General features: G+C 29.4%; 25 protein-coding genes and 1 riboswitch. Of the genes, 24 read left to right on the forward strand and 1 reads right to left on the reverse strand.

Annotated features, from left to right (window positions below; genetic code table 11):
• Positions 1-310 precede the first annotated feature (310 nt).
• The 23 genes from BM027_RS07190 to BM027_RS07300 all read left to right on the forward strand — a co-directional run bounded on the left by BM027_RS07190 (position 311) and on the right by BM027_RS07300 (position 24879).
• Positions 311-1645: a DUF512 domain-containing protein gene (locus tag BM027_RS07190; protein WP_090090169.1), complete on the forward strand. Its 1335-nt coding sequence runs from the start codon at positions 311-313 to the stop codon at positions 1643-1645.
• Positions 1645-2961, forward strand: a complete 1317-nt coding sequence (gene der / locus BM027_RS07195) for a ribosome biogenesis GTPase Der (RefSeq protein ID WP_090090172.1) — start codon at positions 1645-1647, stop codon at positions 2959-2961. The genes BM027_RS07190 and der overlap by 1 nt, the downstream gene beginning before the upstream one ends.
• Before the next feature lie 2 nt (positions 2962-2963).
• Positions 2964-3956, forward strand: a complete 993-nt coding sequence (locus tag BM027_RS07200) for an NAD(P)H-dependent glycerol-3-phosphate dehydrogenase (protein ID WP_090090175.1) — start codon at positions 2964-2966, stop codon at positions 3954-3956.
• 320 nt (positions 3957-4276) lie between these two features.
• A complete protein-coding gene (spoIVA, locus tag BM027_RS07205) occupies positions 4277-5755 on the forward strand; it encodes a stage IV sporulation protein A (protein WP_090090178.1) in 1479 nt (492 codons plus the stop codon).
• A 317-nt stretch (positions 5756-6072) separates the two neighbouring features.
• On the forward strand, positions 6073-6477 hold the full coding sequence (locus BM027_RS07210; protein ID WP_090090181.1) for a PBECR3 domain-containing polyvalent protein: 405 nt from the start codon (positions 6073-6075) through the stop codon (positions 6475-6477).
• 481 nt (positions 6478-6958) lie between these two features.
• Positions 6959-7960 carry an asparaginase gene (locus BM027_RS07215; RefSeq protein ID WP_090090184.1) on the forward strand — a complete coding sequence of 334 codons (1002 nt, stop codon included), beginning with the start codon at positions 6959-6961 and terminating at the stop codon, positions 7958-7960.
• An 86-nt stretch (positions 7961-8046) separates the two neighbouring features.
• Positions 8047-8147: riboswitch (purine riboswitch) on the forward strand.
• A 74-nt stretch (positions 8148-8221) separates the two neighbouring features.
• A complete protein-coding gene (locus BM027_RS07220; protein ID WP_090090186.1) occupies positions 8222-9595 on the forward strand; it encodes an NCS2 family permease in 1374 nt (457 codons plus the stop codon).
• Positions 9596-9868: 273 nt separating this feature from the next.
• The gene (locus BM027_RS07225; RefSeq protein ID WP_090090189.1) at positions 9869-10750 is read left to right on the forward strand and encodes a YicC/YloC family endoribonuclease; all 882 of its coding nucleotides are present in this window, start codon (positions 9869-9871) and stop codon (positions 10748-10750) included.
• Between the two features lie 14 nt (positions 10751-10764).
• Positions 10765-11034, forward strand: coding sequence for an extracellular matrix/biofilm regulator RemA (remA, locus tag BM027_RS07230; protein ID WP_090090191.1), 270 nt, complete (start codon positions 10765-10767; stop codon positions 11032-11034).
• On the forward strand, positions 11034-11672 hold the full coding sequence (gene gmk, locus BM027_RS07235) for a guanylate kinase (protein ID WP_090090192.1): 639 nt from the start codon (positions 11034-11036) through the stop codon (positions 11670-11672). Before remA ends, gmk begins: the two co-directional genes overlap by 1 nt.
• Positions 11653-11868 carry a DNA-directed RNA polymerase subunit omega gene (gene rpoZ, locus BM027_RS07240; RefSeq protein WP_090090195.1) on the forward strand — a complete coding sequence of 72 codons (216 nt, stop codon included), beginning with the start codon at positions 11653-11655 and terminating at the stop codon, positions 11866-11868. The genes gmk and rpoZ overlap by 20 nt, the downstream gene beginning before the upstream one ends.
• Before the next feature lie 5 nt (positions 11869-11873).
• On the forward strand, positions 11874-13055 hold the full coding sequence (gene coaBC, locus BM027_RS07245; RefSeq protein ID WP_090090198.1) for a bifunctional phosphopantothenoylcysteine decarboxylase/phosphopantothenate--cysteine ligase CoaBC: 1182 nt from the start codon (positions 11874-11876) through the stop codon (positions 13053-13055).
• A 218-nt stretch (positions 13056-13273) separates the two neighbouring features.
• Positions 13274-15475 carry a primosomal protein N' gene (gene priA / locus BM027_RS07250; RefSeq protein ID WP_090090201.1) on the forward strand — a complete coding sequence of 734 codons (2202 nt, stop codon included), beginning with the start codon at positions 13274-13276 and terminating at the stop codon, positions 15473-15475.
• A 14-nt stretch (positions 15476-15489) separates the two neighbouring features.
• Positions 15490-15942, forward strand: a complete 453-nt coding sequence (gene def, locus BM027_RS07255) for a peptide deformylase (RefSeq protein WP_090090204.1) — start codon at positions 15490-15492, stop codon at positions 15940-15942.
• 3 nt (positions 15943-15945) lie between these two features.
• A complete protein-coding gene (gene fmt / locus BM027_RS07260) occupies positions 15946-16875 on the forward strand; it encodes a methionyl-tRNA formyltransferase (protein WP_090090206.1) in 930 nt (309 codons plus the stop codon).
• Positions 16876-16887: 12 nt separating this feature from the next.
• A complete protein-coding gene (locus BM027_RS07265; protein WP_175559954.1) occupies positions 16888-17562 on the forward strand; it encodes a zinc metallopeptidase in 675 nt (224 codons plus the stop codon).
• Between the two features lie 33 nt (positions 17563-17595).
• The gene (rsmB, locus tag BM027_RS07270; protein ID WP_090090212.1) at positions 17596-18912 is read left to right on the forward strand and encodes a 16S rRNA (cytosine(967)-C(5))-methyltransferase RsmB; all 1317 of its coding nucleotides are present in this window, start codon (positions 17596-17598) and stop codon (positions 18910-18912) included.
• Positions 18913-18926: 14 nt separating this feature from the next.
• On the forward strand, positions 18927-19970 hold the full coding sequence (gene rlmN / locus BM027_RS07275; protein ID WP_090090215.1) for a dual-specificity RNA methyltransferase RlmN: 1044 nt from the start codon (positions 18927-18929) through the stop codon (positions 19968-19970).
• A gap of 1 nt (position 19971) precedes the next feature.
• On the forward strand, positions 19972-20691 hold the full coding sequence (locus tag BM027_RS07280; protein WP_090090217.1) for a Stp1/IreP family PP2C-type Ser/Thr phosphatase: 720 nt from the start codon (positions 19972-19974) through the stop codon (positions 20689-20691).
• Position 20692: 1 nt separating this feature from the next.
• Positions 20693-22609, forward strand: coding sequence for a Stk1 family PASTA domain-containing Ser/Thr kinase (gene pknB / locus BM027_RS07285; RefSeq protein ID WP_090090220.1), 1917 nt, complete (start codon positions 20693-20695; stop codon positions 22607-22609).
• A 116-nt stretch (positions 22610-22725) separates the two neighbouring features.
• Entirely contained in the window at positions 22726-23598 is an 873-nt protein-coding gene (gene rsgA / locus BM027_RS07290) for a ribosome small subunit-dependent GTPase A (RefSeq protein ID WP_090090223.1), read from the forward strand.
• Positions 23592-24236, forward strand: coding sequence for a ribulose-phosphate 3-epimerase (gene rpe, locus BM027_RS07295; RefSeq protein ID WP_090090226.1), 645 nt, complete (start codon positions 23592-23594; stop codon positions 24234-24236). The genes rsgA and rpe overlap by 7 nt, the downstream gene beginning before the upstream one ends.
• Before the next feature lie 7 nt (positions 24237-24243).
• A complete protein-coding gene (locus BM027_RS07300) occupies positions 24244-24879 on the forward strand; it encodes a thiamine diphosphokinase (RefSeq protein ID WP_090090229.1) in 636 nt (211 codons plus the stop codon).
• Positions 24880-25175: 296 nt separating this feature from the next.
• Here the strand turns inward: BM027_RS07300 and rpmB are convergent, their stop codons facing one another.
• A complete protein-coding gene (gene rpmB / locus BM027_RS07305; RefSeq protein WP_090090232.1) occupies positions 25176-25367 on the reverse strand; it encodes a 50S ribosomal protein L28 in 192 nt (63 codons plus the stop codon).
• 199 nt (positions 25368-25566) lie between these two features.
• On the opposite strand from rpmB, the gene BM027_RS07310 reads away from it, so the two are divergent.
• Entirely contained in the window at positions 25567-25917 is a 351-nt protein-coding gene (locus BM027_RS07310) for an Asp23/Gls24 family envelope stress response protein (protein ID WP_090090235.1), read from the forward strand.
• Positions 25918-25920: the final 3 nt, after the last annotated feature.

A 25920-nucleotide genomic window follows, 5' to 3' on the forward strand; every position in this document is an offset into this window, starting at 1 on the left:
AAATAGAGGTATGATTGACTACAGATACGAAGATTAGCTTCGTGAAGAGTTTTTATCATTTTTTAAGTAGAATTCTAGGTAAACTCGCCTGAAGGCTTAAACAGTGCCAAATTCTATCTGAAAAATAATGAAATTCCATTCACTTACTAATATGCATCTTCTGCAATCATAGCTCTATTTTTAGTATTAGCTATATAAAAAACAACTGTATATGTTATTTACAGTAACTTAATATAACTAGCTTTATTGACTAAAACACGATGTTAGGTTAATATAACAAGGATAGTATGTTATAATTAGGAGTGAAATGATGAAAAATATTATAACAAAGGTAATTGAGGGTAGCATTGCGGATGAAGTTGGTATAGAGGAAAACGATAGTTTAATATCTATTAACAATAATCCAATAGATGATATTATAGATTATAAATTTTTAGCTGCAGATGAAGAAATACTTCTAGAAATTGAAAAAGTTAGCGGTGAACTTTGGGAAATAGAAGTTGAAAAGGAATATGGAGAAGATATAGGAATTGAATTTGGCGGAGGCATAATGGATAAAGCCAAAAGCTGCAGTAATAAATGTATATTTTGTTTTATCGATCAATTACCAAAAGGAATGAGAGATACCTTATATTTTAAAGATGATGATTCTAGATTATCTTTTTTACAAGGTAATTTTGTTACATTAACCAATATGAAAGAAGCGGACATTGATAGAATAATAAGATATCAAATAAGTCCAATAAATGTTTCAGTACATACAACTAATCCAGAACTTAGAGTTCAAATGTTAAATAACAGATTTGCTGGTAATATCTTTACTAGACTTGAGAAACTAGTGAAAGCCGGAATTACAATAAATACTCAAATAGTATGTATACCAGGAATAAATAATGGAGAAGAATTAGTTAGAACTATAGAAGATTTATATACTTTATATCCTCAAGTTGCAACAGTTGCAGTTGTACCAATAGGAATAACTAAATTTAGAGAAAATCTTAAACATGTAAACACATTTACGAAGGAACAGGCAGGTAAAGAAATTGAGCTAATAAAAAAACTTCAAGACAGATATATTAAAGAAGTTAATGAACCTTTCGTTAGATTGTCTGATGAATTTTACATAGTCTCAGAAAAGGAAATTCCAAGTGAAGAATTTTATAATGGTTACGAACAATTAGAAGACGGAGTAGGTATTGTAAGATACTTTAAAGATGTAATAGATGATACATTAGAAGATTTAGATGAAAATATGAAAGGCAGTTTTTCAATTGCAACAGGTGCTTTAGCATATAATCAAATTTTAGAAGCTAGAAATAAAATTTTAAAAAAGAATCCAAATATTAAATTAGATGTTTATAACATAAAAAATAATTATTTTGGAGAGACAATAACAATAACTGGACTTTTAACTGGAACTGATATAATAGATCAATTAAAGGGCAAAATAAATAGTAAATATTTATTGATGGCTGACAATATGTTTAGAAAAGGATATGAATTAGCAGATTCTAATGAAAGAATTATGCTAGATGATACTAAAATTAGAGACATTGAAGATGCTTTAGATGTGAGAGTTATAGTTACAGATTATACAGGAGAAGATTTAATTAAGATACTCAATGAGTATAAGGAGGAGATTTAATGGGAAAGCCGATAGTTGCCATAGTTGGAAGACCTAATGTTGGAAAGTCAACATTATTTAATAAATTAGCAGGTAAAAGAATTTCAATAGTACAAGATACACCAGGTGTAACAAGAGATAGAGTTTATGCGGAAGCAGAATGGTTAAATTATAATTTTACGATAATTGATACAGGTGGAATTGAGCCTGAAAGAGATGATATTATAGTAAAGCAAATGAGAAGGCAAGCAAATATTGCTATTGAAACAGCGGATGTTATAGTATTTATAGTTGATGGTAAAGAAGGATTAACTGCAGCAGATGAAGAAGTAGCAAATATGTTGAGAAAAAGTAAAAAACCAGTAGTACTAGTTGTAAATAAAATTGATTCTTTAAAATATGAAGAAAATATTTGGGAATTTTATAATTTAGGAATTGGTGATCCTATAACAATATCAGCAACTCAAGGTTTAGCACTTGGAGATATGTTAGATAGAGTAGTTGAACATTTTGATAGAGTTGCTGCTGATAATGAAGATGATGAATATATAAGAATAGCTATGGTAGGAAAGCCTAACGTAGGAAAATCATCTTTAATTAATAAGCTATTAGGAGAAGAAAGAGTAATTGTTTCTGAAGTGGCAGGAACAACAAGAGATTCTATAGATAGCTACTTAGAAACAGATCAAGGAAAATTTATTTTAGTAGATACAGCAGGCCTTAGAAGAAAAAGTAAAGTAAAAGAAGAGATAGAAAGATATAGTGTTATAAGAACTTATACTGCAATTGAAAGAGCGGATGTTTGTATACTTATGGTAGATGCTCAAGAAGGAGTTACAGAACAAGATGAAAAGATAATCGGATATGCTCATGAATTAAACAAAGCTATAATGGTTATTGTTAACAAATGGGATCTTGTTGAGAAAGATGATAAGACTTTAGATAAATTCAAAAAAGAATTACAAGGTAATTTAAAATTCTTAGGCTATGCTCAATACCTATTTATTTCAGCATTAACTGGTCAAAGAACTCATAAGGTATTAGAAATAGCAAAAGGATGTTATGACAATTATAACAAGAGAGTTTCAACAGGTATACTAAATGATGTAATAAGTAGAGCTATACTTATGAAAGAGCCACCTACAGTTGGACTTAAGAGAATGAAGATATATTATGCAACACAAGTTGCAACAAAGCCACCTAAGTTTGTATTTTTCGTAAATGATTCTAATGCAAGTCATTTTTCATATGAAAGATATTTAGAAAATCAATTAAGGGATAGCTTTGATTTTAAAGGAACAGGTATACAAATAGAATATAGACAAAGGAAGGAATAAAGATGAGTAAAGTGACTTTTTTAGGCGGAGGTAGCTTTGGAACTGCCTTAGCTATATTACTTGCAAAGAAAAATAATATTGTAAGTATATATGATAGAAGTATAAATGTTGTTAATGATATAAATATAAATAGAAAAAATGATAAATTTATTAAAAATTTAACAATTTTAGAAGAAGTCACGGCATTTAATGATATTGAAGAAGCTGTTAAAGATGCTGATTATGTAGTTTTAGCAGTACCTTCTCATGTGATAAGAAGTGTTTCAAAGCAATTAAAAGGAAAAATACCGGATAATATCCCGATAATTTCTATTGCTAAAGGAATTGAGGAGCATACTGATAAAAGATTGTCAGTTGTAATAAAAGAAGAATTAGATAATCCGGTAGTAATATTATCTGGACCAAGTCATGCTGAAGAAGTAGCGTTAGAACTCCCTACTGCATTAGTAGCATCTTCTGAAAAGATGGAATATGCAAGTGAAGTTCAAAATTTATTTATGACATCATCTTTTAGAGTGTATACTAATGACGATATAATAGGTGTTGAAATCGGAGGAGCTATAAAAAATATAATTGCACTAGCTGCAGGAGTATTAGATGGAATAGGGTATGGAGATAATACAAAAGCTGCTTTAATGACACGTGGGATGAAAGAGATTTCAAGAGTTGGTATCCATCTTGGAGGTAAGGCTGAAACCTTTTATGGACTAACTGGTATGGGAGATTTAATAGTAACATGCACCTCTATGCATTCTAGAAATAGAAGAGCTGGACTATTGATAGGGCAAGGATTGTCTGTTGATAAAGTTCTTGATGAAGTCGGCATGGTAGTAGAGGGTGTGAAGGCATGTAAAGCCTTTTATGAATTGAAGGAAAAGATAAATATATCAATGCCTATAACAGATATGTTATATAAGGTTTTATTTGAAGATAAAAATCCAAAACAAGGTGTTGAAGAGCTTATGCTCAGAGATAAAAAAAGTGAAATATTTTAATATTAGGCACATGAAAGAAAATATAGGCCAAAGATGCGCTGGATATTTTGTGTCATACAAGGGAGGCAAGTTCAGTTAATAGCAAGCTATTAGCTGAATTTGCTGACAAAGTATGACACAAAATAGACAAGCATACTGGTCTATTATTTTTTTGAATGTGCCTTAGTCCTAAAAAGAATTATTACACCATATACATGTGTAAGGAGTTCTTTTTAGGACTTTTATTATTTTTAAATTTATTATTATTTATTATAAGTTGTATATTTTTTACTGTGATCGAATATATATATATTGGTAAAAAGAATATAGGAGGGGATCACGTGGACAGCTTTAACATATACAAAGATATAGCTGAAAGAACTCAAGGGGACATATATGTAGGAGTAGTTGGGCCTGTAAGAACAGGAAAATCTACTTTTATTAAAAAATTTATGGACCTTATGGTAATACCAAAGATTGATAATACTTATAAGAAAGAAAGGGCAAAAGATGAGCTCCCACAAAGTGGATCAGGAAAAAGTATCCATACAACAGAACCTAAATTTGTACCTAATGAAGCAGTTGAAATTAATTTGGGGGATGAGATTAAGTTTAAGGTTAGAATGGTTGATTGTGTAGGATATATTGTAAAAAGTGCATTAGGATATTTAGAAGGAGAAGAAAGTAAGATGGTACATACACCATGGTATGAGTATGAAATTCCTTTTGAAGATGCAGCTGAAATAGGTACTAGAAAGGTTATAAAAGATCATTCAACCATAGGACTTGTAATTACAACAGATGGCAGCATTACAGGAATAGACCGAGAAGATTATTTAGAAGCAGAAGAGAGAGTTATTTCTGAACTTAAATCATTAAACAAACCATTTGTTGTTTTACTTAATACAAACAGGCCTAATTCTCAAGAAACTAAAGCTTTAAAGAAGGAGTTAGAAGAAAAATATAATGTTGCAGTCAAGGTTATGGATGTATATAACATGAATGAGGAGGATATTGAAGATCTATTTAAATATGTACTTAAAGAGTTCCCAATAAAAGAGATTAATATAGATATGCCAGAATGGTTAGAAAAATTAGATGGGAATCACTGGTTAAAGAAAGACTTTTTCGACATAATTATGGATATGAGCAATGACGTTTCAAAGGTAAGAGATGTTAAATTTGTATTAGATAGTTTTGAAGGAAAGGAATTTATGGGAGTAGCTTCAATAAGAGAAGTAAATTTAGGAAATGGTATTGCCAATGTACTTATGAAACCTAAAGATGGAATATTCTATAAAGTACTTAGTGAAATCTGTGATTTAGAAGTTAACTCAGAAAGTGATCTTTTAGGAATAATTAAAGATTTAACTCATGCTAAGACAGAATATGATAAGGTTAAGGATGCATTAGATGATGTAAAAGAAACTGGGTACGGACTAGTTGCCCCTCAATTAGCTGAAATGAAGTTTGAGGAGCCTGAGATAGTTAAGCAAGGCAGTAAATATGGAGTAAAACTTAAAGCAAGTGCACCAAGCTTACATTTTATAAAATGTGATATAAAAACAGAAATAAGTCCTATAATGGGTTCTGAAAAAGAATCAGAAGAACTTGTTAAAGGCTTACTTGAACAGTTTGAAACAGATCCAGCACTACTTTGGCAAAGTAATATGTTTGGAAAATCATTGGAAGTTCTTGTGAAAGAAGGTCTTCAAAATAAATTATATAAAATGCCTGAAGATGTACAAGTTAAAATTCAAAAAACACTTCAAAAGATTATAAATGAAGGTAATGGAGGATTGATTTGTATAATACTTTAACTAATCATAGATAATACTTAAGGCGTTTAAAAGGGAAACTTTTAAGGCACATGAAAGAAAATAATAGGCCAAAGATGCGTCGTATATTTGGTGTCAGACAAGGAGGTAAGTTTAGTTAGTAGTGAGCTATTAGTTGAATTTACCGACGTAGTTGACGCAAAATAGACAAACATACTGGTCTATTATTTTTTTGAATGTGCGTAAATTTCATTTTTATCTCGTACATATTTAGTATAAGAAGTATTTTGTTATGCAATACATAGCAAATTATATTTTTATGTTATATAATAAAAGAAAGGATATAAATGAGGGATATCATGAGAAGAGCGTATAAGAACTACAAGAAAGTAGGGAATTTAAAGTTCTTAATAACTGAACTAATAGAATTTGAATTTTCATCAACTGTTTATGCCTCTCCGGGAGTTATAAATCATATAATAAAAAAACATGGGAAACAACTCACAAAAAAAGTTAAACACAATATAATAGAAACTATGGAACAAATAATTAAAAATCCTGATTATATAGGAATAGATAAACTAAGAGGAGAATGCGGATCTTTTGAGCTAATAAAAAAAATTGACAATAGCATCCTTTTAGGATTAGAAGTTGATAGAGAAGGGCAATATGTATATGTAGCAACCATGTATCCTATTACGGAATCTAAAATAAATGCTAGATTAAATAGTGGAAGATTGATAAGCTGTAATGATAAAAAATGAAATGTAGTATATCATGAATAGATTTTAAATTAGTTTTTTTGAGGTGAGAAAAGGCTCCTCATACGCTATAAGGCATATTCAAAAAAATAATAAGTCGGTATGCTAGTCTATTTTGCGTCATACTGAGTCGGTAATGTTATCTAATAGTCTCAGCTAGGAGCTAACATTATCTCCTTGTCTGACATAAAGTGAAATTTTTCAGGTGGAGTTTTATACTCCAGATGAATTTAGTTGAACTTATCTTAAGACAAAATATACATCACATCTTTGACTTGTTATTTTATTTCATATGCATAATTAGTAAACAGAGATGCAGGATACGCCGACCTGCCAAAAAAATAATTTATTATACTCTTGGATTACCAAGAGTATTTTTATGTGATAAATATATAAGTATAAAGAAGATAACGAGAAGAATATACTAATGAAAATAATTTATTATTTTTAAGAGTGATTAATATATAAAAACGGGGGAATAATAATGAAAAAGGTAGCAGTTATATTTAATGGTGGAACTATTTCTATGAAAGTAGATGAAAAAATTAAAGCGGCAGTTCCAAGCTTAAGCGGAGAAGATATAATGGCTATGGTTACGGGGATTCAAGGCCATGCAGAAATTGAGAATCATACTTTTTCTAATTTACCATCACCACATATGACACCTAAATTAATGCTTGAACTATCAAATTTAGTTCAAGAATTATTAAATAGAGAGGATATATCAGGAGTAGTCATAACTCATGGAACTGATACATTAGAAGAAACAGCATATTTTTTAGATTTAACTTTAAAAACTGATAAGCCTGTAGTTGTAACTGGAGCTATGAGAAGTAGTGATGAATTAGGTTATGATGGACCATTTAATTTAGCTACATCAATATGTACAGCAATTTCTAGTAGTGCAAAAAACAGAGGAGTTTTAGTATGTTTTAATGGAGAGTTACATAGTGCAAGAGAAGTAACAAAAGAAAATTCTATGGCCTTAAATGCGTTTAGTACACCTAATTTTGGACCGATAGGTATTGTAGATAATAATAAAGTCATTTTTTATAGAAATAGTCCAGAATCAATACATATGAAAATTGAAGATGTAAAAAAAGATGTAGCATTAATTAAATGTGCAGCTGGAATGGACTCATCTTTCATAGATTTTGCTATAGATAAAGGATATGATGGAATAGTGATTGAGGCTTTAGGAAGAGGAAATGTACCGCCATCAATGGTTTCTGGCATTAAATGTGCAATAGAAAGGAATATCCCCGTAATTATTGTATCAAGATGCTTTGAAGGAAGAGTATTTGAATCTTATGGTTATGAAGGTGGAGGAAAAAATATAAGGAATTTTGGAGCTATATTTGGAGATATGTTAGCAGGACAAAAAGCTAGAATCAAATTAATAATAGCAATAAATTATACTGATAATATTACTGATATTAGAGAAATGTTTGAAAATGGAATATATGATGACAATATATGTGAATAAAAATCGTATATTTCATTGTAACATTCGTATAACACATGAAGATTAATGCTGTTATTGTTGACAACGTTCGACTTTGAATATATAATAATAGTTGTAAACAGATAGCTCATATAATCGTGATAATAGGGTTCACGAGTTTCTACCAGATGCCGTAAATAATCTGACTATGAGTACGACTATATTAATTTTTAAGTCACTATGAGTTATCTATATGAATACTTAGTGGCTTTTTTTAAGTTGAATGATTTAGGAGGAAAGAAAATGCAACAAGAAAAAAAGTCAGGGAGAATATTAGAAATATTTTCCAATAAAAATGTTGATTTTAAAAAAGAAATCATAGCAGGTATTACAACTTTTTTAACAATGTCATACATAATAGCTGTAAATCCTAATATATTAGGACAAACTGGTATGGATAAAGGTGCACTTGTAACAGCAACATGCTTATCAGCAGCTTTCGCTACAATACTTGTAGGAATAATTGCCAACTTACCTTTTGCATTAGCTTCAGGTATGGGACTTAATGCATATTTTGCTTATTCAGTAGTTTTAGGTAAAGGGATTTCATGGGAAATTGCCTTGACAGCAGTATTCGTAGAGGGTATTTTGTTTATTCTAATGTCATTATGTAAAATTCGTGAATGGGTTGTAAATGCCATTCCAATGAATATGAAATATGCAGTTACAGCAGGAATTGGATTGTTTATTGCATTCATAGGTTTTACAGGCAGTAAATTGGTAGTAAAAAGTGATGCCACTTTTTTAACTTTAGGACATTTTGCCCTTCCAACAGTTTTGATTACTTGCATTGGTATATTAATAATTGCAGTTTTTGATAAAAAAGGAATAAAGGGTTCTATGCTAATTGGTATTTTAGTTAGTACTTTATTGGCGTGGGGATATGCATTAATAAACCCAACTGTTGCAGCAGAACTTGGAATTTTTATTCCAAACGGAATATTTAAATTTGAGAGTATTGCACCAGTTGCAGGGAAAATAGATTTTGGGTATTTACTTAATCCGGATAATATAATGGCTTTTATTACTGTGGTATTTACATTTTTATTTGTAGATTTTTTTGACAGCGTTGGAACATTAGTTGGAGTTAGTTCAAGAGCAGGAATGCTAGATAAAGATGGAAATGTACCTAATGCAGGCAGAGCATTACTTGCTGATGCAGTTGGTACTACAGTAGGAGCTTGCCTTGGAGTTTCAGCGATAACAGTTTATGTTGAGAGTTCAACAGGTGTTGAAGAAGGCGGTAGAACAGGCTGGACTGCAATTGTAGTAGGAGTATTATTTTTAATTGCTATGTTTTTCTCTCCAATATTTATAGCTATTCCATCATGTGCAACTGCACCAGCATTAATATATGTTGGATATTTAATGCTTGGATCAGTTAGAAATATAGATTTTAATGAAATAACAGAAGGTCTTCCAGCATTTTTAACGATTGCATTAATGCCACTTACATATAGCATTGGTGATGGATTAATTATGGGAGTATTATCATATGTATTTATTAACGTAATATATAATATAATTTTTGCAAAGAATAAGAAAGATAAGAAAAAAGTATCATGGGTTATGATAATTTTAGCAGTAATATTTTTATTTAAATTATTTTTCTTATAAAAACAAGTAATTTTAAAAGTATAGAAATTAACATTGAGTTGATTTTTATACTTTTTTTGTACAAATAAAAGTATTTTAATTTATGGCTATGTTTTAAAATAGTGTTGATATTTTATATAGCAATATCCATTTAGAACATAATCTATTGTATACTATCATAATAAAAATCAAAAAATGTTAACAAAGTATGAACAGATAATTGACTTAAAATGTTTAATTATTATATAGTTATGTTATTGAAGAAGGCAAACTTCTAAAGAGGAGGTGTAATCAATGATAAGAAGCATGACAAGTTTTGGTAGAGCTCAAAGCCAAGAAGGTAAAGAAATATGTTTTTCAATAGAAATGAAAAGTGTAAACCATAGATACTTAGATGTGAATATTAGAATGCCTAAAGCTATGTTATCTTTAGAAGAAAAAATAAGAAGAGTAATTAATAATACACTTAGCAGAGGAAAAGTTGATGTTTTTATTAATTATAAAAGTTATTCTAAAGGAAATGCTGAGCCGGTTTTAAATAGTGAACTAGCAAAACAATATTATAATTGTCTAAAAGAGATACAAGAACAATTAAATTTAGTTGATGATATAACAACAACTAAGATATCAAAATTACCAGAAGTGATTACTTTAGTAGAAAAAGAAGAAAATTTAGATGAAATTTTAAATGAAGTATTACCTTTAATACAAACTTCTCTTAACTCAATGGATGATATGAGAATAAAGGAAGGGGAAAAATTAAAGAGTGATATTTTAATAAAATTAAATGGAATAGAAACATATGTTAAACAAATAGAAGAAATAGCCAATGATATTCCTGAAAATTACAGACAAAAACTTCGAGAAAGATTAAAAGAACTATTAACAGGTGTAGAACTTGATGAAACTAGAATAGCACAAGAAGTAGCGATTTTATGCGATAAAGCAGCTGTTGATGAGGAAGTTGTAAGACTTAGAAGTCATTTAAGTCAAGTAAGGCATACTTTAGAATTAGAAGAACCAGTTGGAAGAAAATTGGACTTTATAATTCAAGAAATGAATAGAGAAGCTAATACAATAGGATCAAAGTCAACAAATATAGAAATGACCAATAAAGTAATAAATATAAAAGATATAATTGAAAAGATAAGAGAACAAGTTCAAAATATTGAGTAATTAGGAGGAGAAGCATGGGAATAAAATTGATAAACATAGGTTTCGGTAATATAGTTTCTGCAAATAGATTGGTTGCTATTGTAAGTCCAGAATCAGCACCAATTAAAAGAATAATTCAAGAAGCTAGAGATAGAGGTATGTTAATAGATGCTACTTATGGAAGAAGAACAAGAGCAGTTATAATAACAGATAGCGATCATGTTATTTTATCAGCAGTTCAACCTGAAACTGTAGCACATAGATTAGCTACAAAAGATGATGTCGTTGATGAGGTTGATGAATAATGAACAACAAAAAAAGAGGTTTATTAATTGTTATATCAGGTCCTTCAGGTGCTGGGAAAGGTACCATATGTAAGGAATTACTTAAAAATAATAAAGATTTATCTTTATCAGTTTCTGCAACAACAAGATGTCCAAGAAACGGAGAAATAGACGGAGTTAATTATTATTTTTTAACAAGAGAAGAATTTGAAAAAAGAATAGATGAAAATGATTTTTTAGAAAATGCAGAAGTGTATGGCAACTATTATGGAACGCCTAAGTCTAATGTTGAAGAAACATTAGAAAATGGTAATGATGTCATTTTAGAAATAGATATACAAGGTGCTTTAAAAGTAAAAGAAAACACAGAAGAAGGAGTATTTATATTTATTCTTCCACCATCAATGGAAGAATTAAAACAAAGAATTATAAAAAGAGGGAGTGAAACTCCTGAATCACTTATGAAAAGATTTAAATCTGCATATAAAGAAATAAATTTTGTTTCTAAATATAATTACGCAGTAGTAAATGATAAAGTTGATGTTGCAGTAGAAAAGTTAGAAGCTATAATATCAGCTGAAAAATGTAGGGTAGATAGACTAAAACATAGTATATTAGATTCAAAGGAGGACTTAATACATGAACAACTCTATGATTAATCCATCAATAGTAGACTTATTAACAAAGGTTGAGGACAGATATTCCTTAGTAATTTTAACTTCAAAAAGAGCTAGAGAAATAATTGAAGGTGCAGAACCTTTAATTGATATAGATTCAAATAAGCCTTTAACAATAGCTATAAATGAAGTAGATAAAGATGCAGTTAAATATGAAAATGAAGACGAAAGAATGTAATAATAATGAAAAGATGTGTTGTATTAGGAGTAAGCGGGGGTATTGCTGTTTATAAAGCACTAGAGATAATAAGCTTACTTAGAAAAAAAGATATTGAAGTTAGGGTTATTATGACAAAGTCAGCTACTGAATTTGTCACACCTCTTTCATTTCAAGCTCTTAGTCAGAATATGGTAACATGTGACATGTTTTCTGAACCTAAAGCTTGGGAAATTCAACATATAAGTTTAGCAGAAAAAGCAGACGTATTTTTAGTAGCGCCAGCGACTGCTAATATAATAGGTAAAGTTGCAAATGGGATAGCTGATGATATGCTTTCAACAACAATTATGGCAACAAATGCAAAGGTAATTTTTGCTCCTGCCATGAATACAAATATGTATAATAATCCTATAGTTCAAAAAAATATAGAGAAACTTAAAAGTTTCGGATATGAATTTATAGAACCAGCAGCAGGAAGACTTGCTTGTGGTTCTATTGGAAAAGGTAAACTTGAAAGGCCTGAAGTAATAGTAGATAGGATTTTATCAGAATTTATTCCAAAGGATTTGATTAATAAGAATGTTTTAGTTACAGCAGGACCTACTATTTCACCAATTGATCCTGTTAGATTTATTACTAATAGATCAAGTGGCAAGATGGGGTATGCTATAGCTAAAGAAGCTAGAAATAGAGGCGCTAAAGTAACATTAATATCTGGTCCTACTTCATTAGAAATACCAAGTAATGTTGAGTTTATTAGAATTTCAACTAATGAGGAAATGAAAGAGGAAGTAATTAAACATTTCAACGAAGCTGATATTGTGATAAAGTCAGCAGCTGTTGCTGATTATAAGATCAGAGAATATAGTGCTCATAAAATAAAAAAAAGTGATGGAGATTTAGAATTAGCTTTTTCAAGAGATAGTGATATTCTTATGGAATTAGGTAGTAAAAAAGAAAAGCAAATTTTGGTTGGATTTGCTGCAGAAAGTCAAGATTTAAAAGAGAATGCACAAAGAAAACTTAAAAAGAAAAATTTGGACTATATTGTAGCAAATGACATAACAAGCAATGATACTGGATTTGCATCAGAAGATAATAAAGTAATTATTTTATCTAAAGAAGGTAAGCAAATTAAATTAGATAAAATGAGCAAGAGTGATATTGCAAGTAATTTATTTGATATTATTGTTGGAAAGCGCTAAATTTGCGCTTTCTTCTTAGGCATCTAAAAAAATAACAGTCCAATATGCGATGTATATTTTGTGCAAGATGAGGAGAGGAAGGTTACTGATAGTTGGTACTATCAGTAAATTTCACCTTACAAAGTAAGGCGCAAAATAAACTAGTATACAAACTAGTTATTTTTTGAAGATGCCTTATAAACAACAAAAAAATGCGTCTTAAAAAAGGGTGAATTTATATGAGCATTTATGCTGAAATAATTATAAACAGTGATGCAAATGAGGTAGATAGACCTTTTACTTATAGGATTCCAGATGAACTTGTTGACAAAATTAATGTTGGATTTAGGGTTAAAGTACCATTTGGAAAATCCAATAGAGGTGTTGAAGGTTTTGTATTTTCAATTTTAACAGAAGAAATAGATTTTAAATATAAAATTAAAAGTATTATTACTATATGTGATGATTATCCTATATTAACTAATGATGATATTAAACTTATTAAATTTTTAAAATCTAAATACCTTTGTAAATTTATCGATGCTATAAGACTTTTGATTCCAGTTGGAATTATGAAAGGCCTGAAAAATAAAAAGAAAAGTGTGATATTTACAGCACAACAGTTAGATGAAGAAAAGTTAAAAAAAGAAAATTACATAAATCTTTATAAGTTTGTATCTTTGAATGAAGGCGTATTTACGAAAAGTCAGTTAATTAAGGAAAAAGGATTTTCACTTTATTCTTTAAATAAGTTGATAGAAAAAGGATTTTTAAAGTCAGAAGAAAAAGTAGTATTTCGATATAATATTCGTCACTATAATGATGATATACCTAAAGTATTAACACAAGAGCAAAGTAATGCATTGGATATAATTTTAAAGGGTAAAGAGTTAAAATATTTAATAAAAGGGGTTACTGGTTCAGGGAAAACAGAAGTATATATGAACTTAGTTCAAGAAACTTTAAAGTCTGGTAAGAGTTGTATAGTTTTAGTCCCGGAAATATCATTAACTCCTCAAATGATTGAAAGATTTAAAGGAAGATTTGGGGATGATATAGCACTTTTTCATAGTAGACTTTCAGAAGGTGAAAGATTTGATGAGTGGTATAGGATTAAACAAGGGAAAGCAAAATTAGTTATAGGAGCTAGAAGTGCTATTTTTCTACCTATGCAAGATTTGGGATTAATTATAATTGATGAAGAGCATGAAACAACTTATAAATCTGAACAAAATCCTAAGTATCATACAATTGAGGTAGGTGAATTTATAAGTGATATAAAAGCATGTAAGTTAATATTAGGTTCTGCAACTCCTAGCGTTGAAAGCTACTACAAATCTTTAAAAGGAAAATATAAGTTGATAGAAATGACTAAAAGAGTAAACAAGAGGAATATGCCTAAATTTGATATAATAGATATGAGAGAAGAATTAAAGGCAAACAATCTTTCTTTATTCAGTAGAAAACTTTATTCTTCAATTGAACAGAATTTAAAAGATAAGAACCAGATAATTTTGTTTTTAAATAGAAGAGGATTTTCCACATTTATATCATGTAGAAGTTGTGGATATGTATTTAAATGTCCAGAATGTGATGTTTCAATGACATATCATAAAAATGGATATTTAATATGCCATTATTGTGGGAGAGCAGAAAAAGTAAGTAAAACATGTCCCAAATGTAAAAGCAAATATGTTAAATTTTTTGGAGCAGGTACTGAAAGAGTTGAACTAGAAGTTAAAAGGTATTTTCCAAAAGCTAATGTGCTAAGGATGGATGTAGATACAACAAGACATAAAAATTCTCATGAATCTATTTATAATGCTTTTAAAAATGGAGAAGGAGATATTTTAATTGGAACTCAAATGATTGCTAAAGGATTAGATTTTCCAAATGTAACACTAGTTGGAGTATTAGCTGCTGATATATCAATGAACATTCCTGATTATAGATCTGGAGAGAGAACTTTTCAAATAATTACTCAAGTTGCAGGAAGAGCGGGTAGAGGCGAAAAAGAAGGAAATGTAATTGTGCAAACGTACAATCCAAATCATTATAGTCTTGAATATGCAAGAAAAGAAGATTATGACTCTTTATTTAAAGAAGAGATTACACTTAGAAATATTATGAATAATCCACCATTTGCTAAGATACTATTAATTAATGTTTCCTCAAAATTTGAAGAAAAACTAAAAAAATTCATGTATAATTTGGAAGAAAAGTTGGAAGAATTAATCACAGGAATGAATTTAACATTATTAGGACCAGTACCTTGTATAATTACCAAATTAAAGGATAATTATAGGTGGCAGATAATTATAAAAGGGAATATAAGTGATGATTTTAGCAAAAAAGTAAAAGATAGGGTTTATCTATTAAATAAGAGTGTATATAATGAAATAAGGGTTAGTATTGATATAAACCCAAATAATATGACGTAGGGGGAATGAGTAACATGGCATTAAGAAATGTAAGAAAATTTGGAGATCCAATATTAAGAAAGAAATGTAGAGAAGTTGATAATATAGATGGAAGATTATTAACTTTAATTAATGATATGAAAGAAACAATGTATGATTTAGATGGAGTTGGTCTTGCAGCACCACAAGTTGGGATATTAAAAAGATTATTTATTATAGATATTGGAGAAGGTCCACTAGTATTTATAAATGCTGAAATACTAGAAACTGAAGGAACACAAATAGACGAAGAAGGATGCTTAAGCTTACCAGGTGAAACTGCAGAAGTAAAAAGACCAAATTATGTTAAAGCTAGAGCTTTGAATGAAAAAGGCGAAGAATTTGAAATAGAAGCTGAAGAACTTTTAGCAAGAGCTATATGTCATGAATATGATCACTTAAATGGAACTTTATTTACAGATAGAGCTAAGAAAAACGGGAGGAGCTAATAAATGAATTTAGTATTTATGGGTACTCCGGATTTTGCAGTTCCATCTTTAAAAAAATTGATAGAGGAACATGAAGTTAAAGCTATACTCACTCAACCAGATAAACCTAAAGGTAGAGGAAAAAAGATGGCATATTCTTCTGTTAAGGAAGAAGCTTTAAAGCATAATATTCCAGTATATCAACCTATAAAGCTTAAAGATGATAGGGGTTTAATTGATAAACTAAAAGAAATAAATCCAGACTTTATTATTGTAGTAGCGTTTGGCCAAATTTTGACTAAAGAAGTATTAGATATACCAAAGTTTGGATGTATAAATCTTCATGCATCACTGCTTCCTATGTATAGAGGTGCAGCACCATTAAATTGGGCAATAATAAAAGGTGAAAAAGTTTCAGGTAATACGACTATGCTTATGGACGTAGGATTAGATACTGGGGATATGCTACTTAAGGATGAAATTAAAATAACTAAAGATATGACATCTGGAGAATTACATGATATTTTAATGATAAGAGGAGCAGATCTTTTAATTAAAACAATAGAAGGATTGTATAAGGGTGAAATAAATCCAATAAAACAAGAAGAAGATACTTTTTATGCAAAGATGCTTAATAAAGAATTAGCACATATAAATTGGACAGAAAATGCATATGATGTTAATAATCTTGTTAGAGGTTTAAATCCTTGGCCAATTGCTTATACTGAATATAAAGGCGAAAGAATGAAGATATATAAAACTACGGTTTTAGAGGAACAAAGTTCTATGAAGCCTGGTACTATAATTGACGTAAGTAAAGAAGGTATAAGTGTTGCTTGTAAAGAAAATATACTTGTTATAGAAAAAGTTCAGTTTCCTAACGGAAAACCACTTACTATAGAACAATATATAAATGGTCATAGCATAGATAAGAATATAATTTTAGGAGAATAGGAGTAATATATTATGTTTTTTGATTCTACGATGATAATATTAATTCCTGCAATGATAATTGCTTTTTGGGCACAAACTAAAGTTAATTCTGCTTATACTAAGTATAGTAAAGTAAGAACAATGAATGGTTATAGCGGACAGCAGATAGCTAGAATGATATTAGATGAAGCAGGTCTTTGGGATGTACCAATAGAATTGGTAAACACTAAATTGGGTGATCACTATGATCCATCAAGCAGAATTCTTAGATTATCACCAGAAGTATATTCAGGTCAAACTATAGCAGCCGCTGGTATTGCAGCACATGAAGTAGGGCATGCGATACAACATAAAGAAACGTATAAACCTTTAGTAATAAGAAATTCAATTGTACCTGTTGTTAATTTTAGTTCAAGTTTTTCATGGATTTTGTTTCTGGCAGGAATATTAATGGGACTTAAGGGATTGGTTACTTTAGGAATAGTATTATTTTCGGGCGCTGTAATTTTTCAATTAATCACATTGCCGGTTGAATTTAATGCTTCAACTAGAGCTCTAAACGTATTGAAATCTAGAAATATTTTATATGCAGATGAAGTAAAGGGAGCAGCTAAAGTTTTAGATGCAGCAGCTATGACTTATGTAGCAGCAGCATTAATGGCAATATCACAATTAATTAGACTTATTGCAATTAGTAATAGAGATTAAAGCAAAAAAAGATTAAAGTAAAAGAGGTAGTATATGAATTGTAGAAATTTAGCAGTAAAAGTATTAAGAAGAGTTATAAATGAAGGAGCATATTCTAATATAGTTCTTTCAAAAGAATTAAATGATGCAGATTTAGCAGATAAGGATAAATCATTGTTAACAGAAATTGTATATGGTGTTTTAAGAAGAAAGAAAACATTAGATATTATAATTTCAAATTTTGTAAGAGACATTAAATTTATGGATGATGAAGTTTTAAATATTCTAAGAGTAGCTATATATCAAATGGCTTTTTTAGATAAGATACCAAGCTATGCAGCTTGTAATGAAGCAGTAGATGATGCAAAGAAAATATCTGAAGATGCATCTAAACTTGTAAATGGCATACTAAGAAATTATACTAAAAATCCAGATGATATTAAAGTTCCTGGTAATAAGATTGATGAATATGCATATAAATTTTCATTTGAACCTTGGATGATAAGACTTTTAATTAAGCAATATGGAGAAGATATAGCAAAAAAAATTATGTCTGGATTAAATCAAACTCCAAAGGTTAGTGTAAGAGTAAATAATGTTAAATGTCATTATGATGAAGTTTTTGATGAATTAGTTGAAATGGGATATTCAGTTGAAGATGGATTTGTTTGTCCAGAAGCTATTTCAATTAAAGGTGGTAGTTCAATACAAGATAATCCTTTATTTAAGGAAGGTAAGGTTACTGTGCAAGATGAAAGTGCTATGTTAGTTGCGCCTTTACTTGAACTAGAACCTAATATGAAAGTATTAGATTTATGCAGTGCACCAGGAGGAAAGACAACTCATATAGCTGAAATATTAGAAAATACTGGTGAAGTATCAGCTTTTGATATACATGAGTCTAAACTAGGATTAATAAAAGAAAATTGTGAGAGATTAGGTCTTACAAATGTAAAACTTGAATTAGGTGATGCAACCAAATTAAATGCTAACCTAGTTGCATATGCAGATAGAGTGTTAATAGATGTCCCATGTTCAGGTGTTGGAATAATAAGAAAAAAACCTGAGATAAAATGGAATAAAAAAAGAACGGATTTAAGAGAGATTATTCCAATTCAAAGGGATATTATGAAAAATGCATGGGAATATTTAAAAACTGGTGGAATTATGATATATTCAACATGCACACTTAATAAAGAAGAAAATGAAGAAAATATAGAATGGTTTTTAAATACACATAAAGACTGTAAAATAAAGAAGATTTTCATTGGTAAGGAAGATAATCTAGTATACAATAAAGAGGGATATTTGACTATTATGCCTAATGAAAATATGGATGGATTTTTTGTTGCAAAACTAGAAAAGCAATAATAGTAGGTGAATAAATGAAAAATTTGTTAGATTATACGTTAGAAGAACTTATGTTATGGATGAAAGAAAATGGTGAAAGTTCATTTAGGGCAAAACAAGTAATCTCATGGATATATAAAGGAGTTAAAGATTTTAATGGTATGAAAAATATACCTAAATCTTTAACCCAAAAGCTTGAGGAGAATTTTAAAATTGAATTACCTAAAATTGAAGAAATATATAAGTCTGAAATTGATGGTACTGAAAAGTTTCTTCTGGAATTTTCAGATGGTAATTTAATAGAAAGTGTATTAATGAGATATAAGCATGGAAACTCTATATGTATATCAACACAAGTTGGTTGTAGAATGGGATGTAAATTTTGTGCATCAACAATTGAAGGTAGAGTTAGAAACTTGACAAGTGGTGAAATATTATCAGAAATAATTGTTGTTCAAGATTATATTGGAGAAAGAATTTCAAATGTTGTTTTAATGGGTAGTGGAGAACCTTTAGATAACTATGATAATGTTATAAAATTTTTAGAAGTAGTTTCTGCAGAATATGGATTAAACATTGGTCAAAGACATATAACGTTATCTACATGTGGGATTGTACCTAAAATATATGAACTTGCAGATAAAGATTTTAGTGTTACACTTGCTATATCACTTCATGCATTTAGTGATGAAAAAAGAAAAGAAATTATGCCTATAGCTAATAAGTATAATATTGAAGAAGTTTTGACTTCGTGTCGTTATTTTATTGAAAAAACTAATAGAAGAGTTACTTTTGAATATGCACTTGTAAAAGGTATTAATGATACAAAAGAAGACGCTAAAGCATTGAGCAAGTTATTAAAAGGAATGCTATGTCATGTTAATTTAATACCAATAAATGAAATAAAGGAAAGCTCATATAAGAGATCATCTAAGGAATCAATAAAAGATTTTTCTGATATATTAAAAAGTCTAGGTATAGAAGTAACTGTTAGAAGGGAAATGGGAAGTGACATTAATGCAGCATGTGGACAACTTAGACGAAGTTATATAGATACCCAAAAGATAGGGGGAGAATAATATGGTTGGCTTAGTTAGTGATGTAGGATTAAAAAGAACTTTAAATGAGGATTTTGCTATTTATTTAGAAAAAGATGAATTTAAGATATACGTAGTAACAGATGGTATGGGTGGACATAATGCTGGTGAAATTGCCAGCAAAATGGCAGCGGAACAAATTATAAAATGCGTAGGTGAGGAATTTTTTTCTACAACAAAAGAAGAATTGATTGAAGTAGCTATTCAAAAATCAAATGAAATAGTATTTGAATACTCAAAAACAAATGAAACTTTGAATGGAATGGGTACTACAGTCACTGCTTGTTTAATAACTAAGGATTTTATTCAAGTTGCAAATGTTGGAGATAGTTCTTGTTTAGCAATAAAAAATGGAGAGATTAAAAAAATTACGAAAGATCATTCTTTGGTACAAGAATTGGTTGATTCTGGGAGTATAACAGAAAAAGATGCAGTAAATCATCCTAAAAAGAATATTATAACTAGGGCTCTTGGAACTAGTAGAAGTGTTAATGTGGATATTTTTGAGTTGAAAAATAATGATTATGATATATATATACTATGCTCAGATGGATTGACAAACGAACTAACAAATGAAGAAATATTATCCATAATTAAAGAAGAAAATAACTATATTAATGCAGCTAAAAGGTTAGTAAGTTTGGCAAAAGAAAAAGGTGGCAGAGATAACATAACAGTATTGCTGTTTGGAGGAGAGATGTAGTATGAATGGTATTATACTTGGTAATAGATATGAATTGCTTGAAAAAATAGGAGAAGGTGGAATGTCTGAAGTTTTTAAAGCAAGATGTAATAAATTAAATAGGCTTGTTGCAGTTAAAATTCTTAAAAAAGAATTTTGTAATAATTCTGAAATTGTTCAAAAGTTTAAAGGCGAAGCAACTGCAATTGCAACTTTATCTGATAATAATATAGTAAACATATTAGATGTAGGTACACAAGAAGATATAAACTATATTGTTATGGAATTAGTACAAGGAAAGACATTAAAAGATGTGATTAATAGCTCAGGTAAAATGAATTATGAAATTGCTATATCTACAGCTATTCAAATAGCTAAAGCTTTAGATTGTGCTCATAGAAATAAAATAATTCATAGAGATGTTAAACCACAAAATATTTTAGTGTCTGAAAATGGTGCAATAAAAGTAACTGATTTTGGAATAGCCAAATCAACCTCCTCAGCTACCATTACTAATACTAGTACAATAATGGGTTCAGCTCATTATCTTTCTCCAGAACAAGCCAAGGGAAGCTTTATAGACTGCAGAACTGATTTATATTCATTAGGAGTTGTATTATATGAAATGGTTACAGGAGCATTACCGTTTGAAGCTGATACTGCAGTAACTATAGCTTTAAAACATTTACAAGAAGAAGCGGTGTCACCCAAAAGTCTTAATTCTAAAATACCAGATAGTTTGAATAAATTAATATTAAAGTGTATGGAAAAGGATCCTAATAAAAGATATCAAAGCGCAAAAGAAGTTATAAAAGATCTTCAAAAAATAAAGGAAAATCCAAATGCAATTATAGATAAAGTGGTTGATGATCAACATACAATAATAATGTCGGCAGTAACTGAAGAGATATCAAAGCAGTCTAGTAAGAAAGATTCTAAAAATGAAGAGTCAGAGTTTTATGATGATGATTATGATGACGAAGAGTATGATTATGATGACGAAGAAGCACCAAAAAAGAGTGTTAATAATAAAAAGGCTATGAAACTTATAATAGCAATTGGAGGAGTAGTTCTTTTAATAGCTTTAGTAGTTGGTATAGTTACATTTTTCAGTGCCACAGGTATTGGAAAAGAAGTAGAAATACCAGATATAGTAGGGAGTACTATAGAAGATGCAAAAACTAAACTTACCAATATAGATTTAGTTTTAGTAGAAGCGGGTACTGATAAGAGTGATAAACCAGAGGGTACAATTCTTGAAATAGACCCAAAAGCTGGAACTAAGGTTAAGACAAAAAGCAAGGTTAGAGTTATTGTAAGTTCTGGAGAAACAAAACTTAAAATGCCTGACTTACGAGAAGATGATCTAGATACAGCTAAAAAGAAATTAGAGTCACTTAAATTAAAAATAGATAGTAGTACAGAAGAATATAATGATGATATATCAAAGGGACAAATAATAAAACAACAACCAAATGCAGATGCAGAAATAACTACATCTACAAAGATTACAGTAGTTGTAAGTAAAGGACCTCAAATTAGATTATCAACTGTTCCTAATGTAACAGGATTAAGTTCAGATGAAGCAAAAACTGGATTGGAAAAGGCTAGATTAAGAGTTTCAACAGTAGAAAAAGTAACTGAAAATGAAGCGGAAGATGGTAAGGTATTAGCCCAATCTATTGATGGCAATAGTAAAGTGGAACAAGGTACCACTGTTAATATTACAGTGGGAAAATATGTAAAACCTAAAGAGAATCCAGTTGTAAAACCAGAGGAAACTCCAGGAACTACTACACCTAATACTCCAGGAGGAACTACACCTAATACCCCAGGAACTACTCCACCAACTAATCCTAATGAACCTACTCCACCAGTAGATAGTAACAATAAAGATAAGCCTGTTCAAGGACAGATTACACCTAAGAAACCACAGTAATGATAAAGGAGAGGCACTGGTTATAATACCACCTCTCTTTTTTTAATAAAAAAGTTGAATTTATAATATAATTTTGTTTATTATAGTAAATAGGAATTTGAATTATGGAGGAATGTATGAAAGGAAAAATAATAAAAGGAATAGCTGGATTTTACTATGTAAAAGTTGATAAAGATTTAATAGAATGTAAAGCACGTGGAAAGTTTAGACATAAAGATATTAAGCCAATGGTTGGAGATAACGTTACTATTAAAATTGAAAATGGAAAAGGTGTTATTGAAGATATTAGTGAAAGAACTTCTAAATTAACTAGGCCAGCTGTTGCTAATATATCTTTAGCATTTGTTGTATTTGCAGTTAAAAACCCAGATATAAATTTTGATTTGTTAAATAGATTTTTAGTCTTATGTGAATATAATAATATTGAGGCTATAGTTTGTTTAAATAAAGTAGATTTAGTATCTGAAGAAGAAAGGGAAGACATTAAAAAGAAAATTAATGATATTGGATATGAGGTTTTATACATAAATGCCAAAAAAGGCTTGGGAATAGAAAGTCTTAAAGAAAGAATTAATGGAAATATAACAGTCTTGTGTGGACCTTCAGGAGCAGGAAAATCAACGCTAATTAATAATCTTGTAAATAAAGAACACATGTTAACTGGAACTGTTAGTGAAAAGATAGGAAGAGGAAAACATACGACAAGACATAGTGAACTTATAGATGTAGCAAATGGATATATTGTAGATACTCCTGGATTTTCAACATTAGAAATAAAGGATTTAATGGACAAAGAAGATCTTAAATATTGTTTTCCAGAATTTGAAGAGCATAATGAATGTTGTAAATACAGAGGATGTTTACATTATAAAGAGCCTAAATGTGTTATAAAAGAAGATGTTGAAGACGGTAAAATTAATAAATATAGATATCAATTTTATATAAGAACATTAGAAGAAATAATAGAGGGGGAGAAAAATAAATGGTAAAAGTTGCACCATCAATATTATCAGCAGATTTTTCAAAGTTAGGAGAAGATATAGAAAGAATAGATAAGGCAGGAGCAGAGTTCATACATATAGATGTTATGGATGGATGTTTTGTACCGAATATATCATTTGGATTTCCTGTAATAAAATCAATAAGAAATAGAACTACTAAAGTTTTTGATGTACATTTGATGATAGAGAATCCTTCAAAGTACATAGATGAATTTATTGGATCAGGAGCAGATCTTATAACTGTTCACTATGAAGCAGATAAACATATAGACAGAACAATTCAATATATTAAATCACAAGGTAAAAAAGCTGGAGTTTCTTTAAATCCAGGTACTCCAACCATGGTGTTAAAAGATTTAATACCTCAATTAGATATGGTATTAATAATGAGTGTAAATCCAGGATTTGGAGGACAAAAATTTATACCATATACTTTAGAAAAAATTAAAGAGGTAAAAGAGTTAAGCGAAAAATTGAATCCATCATTATTAATAGAAGTTGATGGTGGAATTGATCAATACAATGTTAAATCTGTCATTGAAGCTGGAGCAAATGTAATAGTTGCTGGATCAGCAGTGTTTAGAGAAGGCAAGATAGAGGGAAATATAGAAGCTTTAAGGGGGTAAGTACACATTGAGAGTAATAATTGTAAGTGGAGGAAATCCACCTTTAAAAAAGCTTTTATGTAAGTATATTAAATGTGATGATTTTATTATAGCTGCAGATAAAGGGGGAGAGTGTCTTTATAATTACAAAATCACCCCTAATGTGCTTCTTGGAGATTTTGATTCTATGAGTAAAGAAGTTTTAGAAAAACTTAAAATTAAAGTAGATGAAGTTATGGAATTTGCACCAGAAAAGGATTTCACTGATACAGAAATTGCACTTATAGAAGCAATTAAAAGAGGTGGAGATGAAATATATTTATTTGGTGCAACTGGTACAAGAATTGATCATATGCTTGGTAATGTAGGACTTCTTTTAAGTGCTAAGAAAAAGGGAGTGCATTTAGAAATCATAGATAACAATAATAGAATATATTTATCAAATAAGAAAATGAAATTATTTGGGAAGTGTGGTGAAAATATATCATTCCATGCTTTATCTGATGTAGTAAAATCGCTTAAGATAAGTGGGGCTAAATATATGTTAGATGCATATGATATGACATTATTAGATCCAAGAGCTATATGTAATGAATTTTTAGATACGCCCATTGAAATTGAGTATGAAGAAGGAGAATTGTTAATTTTACATTCTTTTGATTAAGAGATTATAAAAAATAATAAATTTGTATTCTTGTATATTTGAAGTATTATTTTAAATGTTAAAATAATAGGAACATTTTTAGGTGTGATTGAATATTAATATAGTAAGATAAAAATTTACTTTATAGTAATGTTCAGGAGGGCTAAAATGAAAATAGTAGCATTTAAATTACCTAGGTTTTTTTCAAGTATAATAAAATTTTTTAGAAAAAAAAAATAGAGTATACATATGACTCTAAGGCATATGAAAGAAAATAAAAAATGCAATTGGGATAACAATTGCATTTTTTATTTGAACTATATTGCTCTTTGAACCTTACCGGATCTAAGGCATCTTGTACATACATGAACAGTTTTTGGTGTTCCGTTAACTAAAGCCTTTACCTTCTTTATGTTAGGAGCCCAAGTTCTCTTTGATTGACGATGTGAATGGCTAAATTGTACACCTGATACAACACCTTTATCACAAATTTCGCATCTTCTTGCCACTAGAAAACACCTCCTTATATTGTAAACATAATTATCTTCAATAGGACAGAATGAATTATATCATATAAAGTATAAAATATGCAAGTTAATTTTATAAAGAAAAGATATTATTTGTGTTATTTTTAGATATATTTCTTGAATAAAATACCTTTCTAATATAGAATATATAATAAGCATATAATGTTTAGGAGGAATAGCAATGGTTGGATTTTCAAATGAAAATGGTAATATAAATTATTCTGAAGAAGTCTTAGCTAAGATTGTTGGATTATCAACAATGGAATGCTATGGTGTAGTTGGTATGGTTTCTAAAAATGCTACTGATGGATTTTGGGAACTTATTCGTGTAGAAAATTTAAGTAAAGGTGTAAAAATAAAATTAGTAGAAGATGATAGATTACAAGTAGAGTTATTTGTTATGGTTGAATATGGAACAAAGATATCTGTTATATCTAATAACATAATTCAAAAAGTTCGTTATAGTGTTGAAAATTACACAGGACTAAAGGTTTCATCAATAACAGTAAATGTGCAAGCGGTAAGAGTCTAGGAG

The sequence above is a fragment of the Clostridium uliginosum genome, assembly GCF_900112485.1.
GTDB lineage: Bacteria > Bacillota > Clostridia > Clostridiales > Clostridiaceae > Clostridium > Clostridium uliginosum.